The 6,320-nt window shown below is 62.4% G+C and carries 8 protein-coding genes; 5 read left to right on the top strand and 3 right to left on the bottom strand.

Features of this window, described 5'->3' with window-relative positions:
- The 5 genes from EN991_RS19265 to EN991_RS19245 all read left to right on the top strand — a co-directional run.
- Nucleotides 1-1,254, top strand: a 1,254-nt coding sequence (locus tag EN991_RS19265; protein WP_127369324.1) for a cytochrome b N-terminal domain-containing protein, incomplete at its 5' end; no start/stop codon positions are given.
- A gap of 28 nt (nt 1,255-1,282) precedes the next feature.
- Nucleotides 1,283-2,155, top strand: a complete 873-nt coding sequence (locus tag EN991_RS19260) for a cytochrome c1 (protein WP_127369323.1) — start codon at nt 1,283-1,285, stop codon at nt 2,153-2,155.
- A gap of 127 nt (nt 2,156-2,282) precedes the next feature.
- Complete coding sequence (locus EN991_RS19255) at nt 2,283-2,978, top strand: phosphatase PAP2 family protein (RefSeq protein ID WP_013529987.1); 696 nt, start codon at nt 2,283-2,285, stop codon at nt 2,976-2,978.
- A 176-nt stretch (nt 2,979-3,154) separates the two neighbouring features.
- On the top strand, nt 3,155-4,300 hold the full coding sequence (locus EN991_RS19250; protein ID WP_164766102.1) for an alpha-hydroxy acid oxidase: 1,146 nt from the start codon (nt 3,155-3,157) through the stop codon (nt 4,298-4,300).
- 9 nt (nt 4,301-4,309) lie between these two features.
- A complete protein-coding gene (locus EN991_RS19245; protein WP_013529989.1) occupies nt 4,310-4,855 on the top strand; it encodes an adenine phosphoribosyltransferase in 546 nt (181 codons plus the stop codon).
- A gap of 45 nt (nt 4,856-4,900) precedes the next feature.
- Here EN991_RS19245 and EN991_RS19240 read toward each other — a convergent pair whose 3' ends face one another.
- The 3 genes from EN991_RS19240 to EN991_RS19230 all read right to left on the bottom strand — a co-directional run.
- Nucleotides 4,901-5,371: a MaoC family dehydratase gene (locus EN991_RS19240; RefSeq protein ID WP_027162159.1), complete on the bottom strand. Its 471-nt coding sequence runs from the start codon at nt 5,369-5,371 to the stop codon at nt 4,901-4,903.
- Nucleotides 5,368-5,844 carry a MaoC family dehydratase gene (locus tag EN991_RS19235; protein WP_013529991.1) on the bottom strand — a complete coding sequence of 159 codons (477 nt, stop codon included), beginning with the start codon at nt 5,842-5,844 and terminating at the stop codon, nt 5,368-5,370. The genes EN991_RS19240 and EN991_RS19235 overlap by 4 nt, the downstream gene beginning before the upstream one ends.
- A gap of 123 nt (nt 5,845-5,967) precedes the next feature.
- Nucleotides 5,968-6,320: CorA family divalent cation transporter (locus EN991_RS19230; RefSeq protein ID WP_281058801.1), on the bottom strand; the 353-nt coding region annotated here is incomplete at its 5' end.

The following is a 6,320-nucleotide window of genomic DNA, read 5'->3' as shown; positions in this document are numbered from 1 at the left end:
TGGTTCGACGCCCGCATGCCGCTGCCGCGGCTGGTCTATGACAGCTTCGTTGCCTATCCGGTGCCGCGCAACCTCAACTATGCATGGACCTTTGGCGGCATCCTGTCGATCATGCTGGTGGCGCAGATCCTGACCGGCATCGTGCTGGCCATGCATTACACGGCCGACACCAATCTGGCCTTCGGCTCGGTCGAGAAGATCATGCGCGACGTGAATTCGGGCTGGCTGCTGCGCTACATGCATTCGAACGGCGCCTCGTTCTTCTTCGTCGCCGTCTACATCCACATCTTCCGTGGCCTCTATTACGGCTCCTACAAGGCGCCGCGCGAACTGCTGTGGATCCTCGGCTGCATCATCTATCTCCTGATGATGGCGACCGGCTTCATGGGCTACGTGCTGCCATGGGGCCAGATGAGCTTCTGGGGCGCCACCGTCATCACCGGCTTCTTCAGCGCCATTCCGCTGGTCGGCGACTGGATCCAGCAGCTGCTGCTCGGCGGCTTTGCCGTCGACAACCCGACGCTGAACCGTTTCTTTGCGCTGCACTATCTGTTGCCGTTCATGATCGCCGGCGTTGTCGTGCTGCACATCTGGGCGCTGCATGTCGTCGGCCAGTCGAACCCGACGGGCATCGAGGTCAAGTCGAAGACCGACACCGTGGCCTTCACCCCCTACGCGACCATCAAGGACGCGTTCGGCATGATCGTGTTCCTGTTCTTCTTCGCCTATTTCGTCTTCTACCTGCCGAACTATCTCGGTCATCCCGACAACTACATCGTCGCCAACCCGCTGAAGACGCCGGCCCACATCGTGCCCGAATGGTACTTCCTGCCGTTCTACGCGATCCTGCGCGCCATCACCTTCAATGTCGGGCCGATCAACTCCAAGCTCGGCGGCGTGCTATGCATGTTCGGCGCCATCGTCATGTTGTTCCTGGTGCCGTGGCTCGACACTTCGAAGGTGCGCTCGGCGGTTTACCGGCCCTGGTACAAGCTGTTCTTCTGGCTGTTCGTGGCCGATGCCATCCTGCTTGGCTGGCTGGGCTCGCAGCCGGCGGAAGGCAGCTATGTGTTCATGGCGCAGATGGCGACATTGTTCTACTTCGCCTTCTTCCTGATCGCGCTGCCGGTGCTCGGCCTGATTGAGACGCCGCGACGGTTGCCGAACTCGATCACCGAGGCGGTGCTCGAGAAGAACAAGGGCGGCAGCGGACATCCGGCGGGCGCTACGGCGGCTCCGGAAACCAAAGGCTGAGCGGGTAGAGAATCTAAGGGGATTTGGCATGAAAAAGATTCTCACCTCGCTGGCGCTGATCGGCCTTGTGGCCGTCGCCGCTGGGGCCGCGGGCACTCGGGCGATCGCCGCCGAAGAGGCACACAATGTGTCCAATCCGACGCATTTCCCGATCGACGAGCCGAAGGAAATGGACTGGAGTTTCACCGGCCCATTCGGCACCTATGACAAGGCGCAGCTGCAGCGCGGCCTCAAGGTCTACAAGGAAGTCTGCTCGGCCTGCCATTCGATGAACCTGGTGGCGTTCCGCACGCTGTCGGACCTCGGCTATTCCGATGCGCAGATCAAGACGCTGTCGGCCGAGTACACCATCCACGACGGTCCCAACGATGCCGGCGACATGTTCGACCGTCCCGGCAAGCCGTCCGACCACTTCCCGCCGCCCTTCGCCAATGAGGAAGCCGCCGCTGCCTCCAATGGCGGTGCTGCTCCGCCAGACATGTCCCTGCTGGCCAAGGCTCGCGGTGTCGAACGCGGTTTTCCGCAGTTCGTCTTCGATATCTTCACCCAGTACGACGCGGGCGGCCCCGACTATATCCACTCGCTGCTGACCGGCTACGACCAGACGCCGCCGGCCGGCATGGTCATCCCGGAAGGCACCCACTACAATCCGTACTTCATGTCCGGCGTGTCGCTGAAGATGCCCAAGCCGCTCTCCGACGGCCAGGTGACCTATGATGACGGTGCGCCGCAGACCATCGACCAGTATTCCCGCGACGTCTCCGCCTTTCTGGCCTGGGCGGCCGAGCCGCATATGGAAGACCGCAAGAAGACCGGTTTTCGCGTTCTGGTGTTCCTGCTTTTGTTCGGCGCGCTGGTCTATCTCACCAAGCGCAAGGTGTGGGAAGGCGTGGCGCATTAAGCCACACGATCAAGTGATCACGAAGGGCGCCGAGAGGCGCCCTTTTGCATTTCCAGAAGCCGGCCATGTCACATGGCCGTCACCGCATCCGGCGATCCTGTGCTGCTCTCATCAAAGGATCGCACCCATGAAAAGATACGCATCGCTCGCGGCAGGCCTGTTGCTGCTCATCGTCGGCTCGGCCGCGCAAGCGGAGGACGCCCAGCCTTTCGTCACCAACAAGGATGTCGACCTGACGATGATCCTGCCGCCGCCGCCGGCAAACGATTCGGCGCAGACCAAGGCCGAACTCGGCGAGGTGCTGATGCTGCAGGTGACACGCACGCCCGAGATGGTAGCCAGCGCCGTCGCCGATGCCGACGAGAATGTCTGGCGCTTCGCCAACGTCATGGGGCCGAAATTCAACAAGGAAACGCTGCCCAAATTCAGCGCCTTCTTCGACCGCGTCGTGGCCACCGAAGGCGCCGTCGTCGATCCGGCCAAGGATATCTGGAAGCGCCCGCGTCCGCACCAGCTCAGCGACCTCGTCAAGCCGGCGGTCAAGTTGTCGAGCTCCGGTTCCTGGCCGTCCGGCCACGCCACCGTCGGCACCATGATGGGCATTATCCTGTCCGATATGGTTCCTGAAAAGCGCGCAGAGATCATGGCGCGTGCGGCCGAATACGCCCACAACCGCGAGGTCGGCGGCATCCACTATGCGTCCGACGTCGAGATGGGCAGGATTTCCGGCAGCGTCATCGCCGCGGTCCTGCTCAACCGGGACGACTTCAAGGCCGAGTATGAAGTGGCCAGGGCCGAGCTTCGTTCGGATCTCGGCATGTAATCTTCGTCAATCGGATTAGACCAGAAAGGGGCGCTTCGGCGTCCCTTTTTTTGCTCATGGCCATGTCCGGAGGGCAGCTCGAAAAATAGTCCGTTGGCACGCCGACAACAGGTTGATATTCGATGCATCGAACGGTGGCGAGAAACTTGTCCCGCCATGGCCTTTGGAATTCGATGATGCGGCTCAGCGACTGTCACAACTTTTCCGATTTCCGCCGCATGGCGCAGCAGCGGCTGCCGGGACCGATCTTCAACTACATCGACGGCGCGGCGGACGACGAGGTCACCTATCGCCGCAACACCGAAAGCTTCGAGACCTGCGACCTGGTTCCCAACGTGCTGCGCGGGGTGAGCGAGGTCGACATGTCGGTGACGGTCATGGGCCAGAAGCTGGCGATGCCGTTCTATTGCTCGCCGACCGCCTTGCAGCGCCTGTTCCATCACCAGGGCGAGCGCGCGGTCGCCAAGGCCGCCGCCAAATACGGCACCATGTTCGGCGTGTCGTCGCTGGGCACCGTCAGCCTTGAGGAGGCGCGCAGCATCAGCAGCAGCCCGCAGGTCTACCAGTTCTATTTCCACCGGGATCGCGGTCTTAACCGGGCGATGATGCAGCGGGCAAAGGCGGTCGGCGTCGAGGTGATGATGCTGACCGTCGACAGCATCACCGGGGGAAACCGCGAACGCGACAAACGCACCGGCTTTGCCATTCCCTTCAGGCTCAATCTCGCCGGAATGGCGCAGTTCGCGCTCAAGCCGGCGTGGGCGATCAACTATTTCACCCATGAGGGCTTCGAGCTACCGCAGCTCGACGAGCATGTCGACATGGGCGGCGGCACGATGTCGATCAGCCGTTACTTCACCGAGATGCTCGATCCGTCGATGACATGGGACGACGTCGCCGAGATGGTCAAGCTCTGGTCGGGTCCGTTCTGCCTCAAGGGCGTCATGTCGGTGGAGGATGCCAAACGCGCTGTCGACATCGGCTGCAGCGGCATCGTGCTGTCGAACCATGGCGGGCGGCAGTTGGATGGCTCACGGGCGGCGTTCGACCAGCTTGCCGAGGTCGTCGATGCCGTTGGCGACAGGATCGACGTCATCATGGATGGCGGCGTGCAGCGCGGCACACACGTGCTGAAAGCGCTGTCGCTCGGCGCCAAGGCCGTCGGCGTCGGACGCTACTATCTGTTTCCGCTCGCGGCGGCCGGTCAGCCCGGCGTGGAACGGGCGCTCGAACAGATGCGGGTCGAGATCGAACGCGGCATGAAGCTGATGGGCTGCAGCTCGATCGAACAATTGTCGCGCAATAACCTTCGTTTCAGGTAATCTCGCCCCATGAAATCCTCGCTCGAAGACACGCTGCTTGCCGCGATCCGCACCATTCCGGACTATCCCAAGCCCGGCATCCTGTTTCGCGACATCACCACGCTGCTTGGCAATGCGCGCGCCTTCCGCCGCGCCATCGACGAACTGGTGCATCCCTATGCCGGCCAGAAGATCGACAAGATCGCCGGCATTGAGGCGCGCGGCTTCATCCTTGGCGGCGCCGTCGCCCATCAGCTCTCGGCCGGTTTCGTGCCGATCCGCAAGAAAGGCAAGCTGCCCTACGAGACGGTGCGCGTCGCCTACAGCCTGGAATACGGGCTGGACGAAATGGAGATGCACAAGGACGGTGTTGCTCCGGGCGAGAAAGTGATCCTGGTCGACGATCTGATCGCCACCGGCGGCACGGCTGAAGCGGCGGTCAAGCTGCTGCGCCAGATAGGTGCCGACATCCTCGCCGCCTGTTTCGTCATCGACCTGCCGGACCTCGGCGGCCGTGCCAAGCTGGAGGCGCTTGGCGTGCCGGTGCGGACGCTGATTGGGTTCGAGGGGCATTGAGTGTTCTTCCCTTCTCCCACATGGGAGAAGGAAGAAGCGCCGCCTCTACTCGGCCTTCACCAGCACGGCGCTTTCGAACTCGAGCACTTTGTCGCCGGTCGAATCGAAAGCTTCCGAACGCAGCGCCAGCAGCCGCCAGCCGGGGCGTGAGGCAATCGGGCGGTGCGACAGCGCGGTGCGCGTGAAGGTGATGGTTTGCCCGGCATAGACCGGCTTGAGCCATTTCAGGTTCTTGAAGCCAGGCGAGGGGCCGAATTCCGGCACCGGACCGGGGCCGCTCCACGCAGCGATCTCGGCGTCCATGCGGTTTTCGAGATTGAGTTTCATCCAGGTGGCGGCGGTGTGCCAGCCGGATGCGCAGAGCCCGCCGAGCACGCTTTTCTTCGCGGCCTCCTCGTCGGTATGGAAGATCTGCGGGTCGTATTTGCGGGCGAAGGCCTTGATCGCCTCGGGCTCGAATGTGTGCGAGCCGAGCGTTACCGTGGTGCCGATACGAAAGAACTCGTCCAGTGTCATGCTTGGCTCCCCGCGGCATCGCGCGTGAGGAACATGGCGGAGTTCTCGAGCTCGAAGACGCTTTCGCCGCGCTGGTTGAACAGTTCGCTGCGCATTGTAACGAAGCCGAGTTGTGGCTTCGATTTGGACAGGCGCTTGGCAACGACCACCAGGGTGCCGGTCAGTTGATCGCCGGCCAGGACCGGCTTCTTCCATTTGACCTGATCGACGCCGGGCGCGCCCTGGCAGGTCGAGTCCAACAGGAAGGCATCGCACAGCATGCGCATGAACATGGCGCAGGTGTGCCAGCCCGACGCCGCCAGCCCACCGAGGATGCTGGCCTTGCCGGCTTCCTCGTCGAGATGCATCGGCTGCGGGTCGAATTCTCCGGCGAATTCGACGATCTCGGCGGCACTCACGAGCTTCGAGCCGAGGTCGATCGATGCACCCTCGATGAAGTCCTCATAGGCCCATGTTTTTATCTCTGCGGTCATGGTCTGGAATCCGGCTTGTCGACCCACGATCCCCAGGATCGGGGTTTCCGGATGCAGGCCGGCGTTCATTTGGTCAAGCGATTTCTACTGCGCCAGCCTGTGGCAGCCGATCGACAGGCCCACTCAGAGCCAGCCGCGGCGGCGGAAATACCAGAAGGGCAGGATCGCCGACAGCACCATCATGGCGATGGCGAAGGGATAGCCAAGTTCCCATTTCAACTCGGGGATGACGTCGAAATTCATGCCGTAGATCGAGGCGACCAAAGTCGGCGGCAGGAAGATGACGGCGGCGACCGAAAATATCTTGATGATGGCGTTCTGCTCGATCGAGATCATGCCGAGCGTCGCGTCGAGCAGGAAAGAGATCTTCTGCGATAGGAAGGTGGCGTGGTCGGCGAGTGACAGCACGTCGCGGGACAGCGTCTTGATGCGCGCCTTGGTGTCCTTGCTCATCTTGGTGCGGGTCGAGGCATGGG

Source organism: Mesorhizobium sp. M7A.F.Ca.US.005.03.2.1 (assembly GCF_003997795.1).
GTDB classification, from domain to species: Bacteria; Pseudomonadota; Alphaproteobacteria; order Rhizobiales; family Rhizobiaceae; genus Mesorhizobium; species Mesorhizobium ciceri.
The sequence above is the reverse complement of the archived record's forward strand: the minus strand, read 5'-3'. Positions and strand labels throughout refer to the sequence as shown.

What these genes read in the sequence shown, in the direction of transcription:
- EN991_RS19245 (WP_013529989.1), top strand. Translation starts at nt 4,310, where the DNA reads ATGAAATCCTCGCTCGAAGACACGCTGCTTGCCGCGATCCGCACCATT.
- EN991_RS19240 (WP_027162159.1), bottom strand. Translation starts at nt 5,371, where the DNA reads ATGACACTGGACGAGTTCTTTCGTATCGGCACCACGGTAACGCTCGGC.
- EN991_RS19235 (WP_013529991.1), bottom strand. Translation starts at nt 5,844, where the DNA reads ATGACCGCAGAGATAAAAACATGGGCCTATGAGGACTTCATCGAGGGT.
- EN991_RS19260 (WP_127369323.1), top strand. Translation starts at nt 1,283, where the DNA reads ATGAAAAAGATTCTCACCTCGCTGGCGCTGATCGGCCTTGTGGCCGTC.
- EN991_RS19255 (WP_013529987.1), top strand. Translation starts at nt 2,283, where the DNA reads ATGAAAAGATACGCATCGCTCGCGGCAGGCCTGTTGCTGCTCATCGTC.
- EN991_RS19250 (WP_164766102.1), top strand. Translation starts at nt 3,155, where the DNA reads ATGCGGCTCAGCGACTGTCACAACTTTTCCGATTTCCGCCGCATGGCG.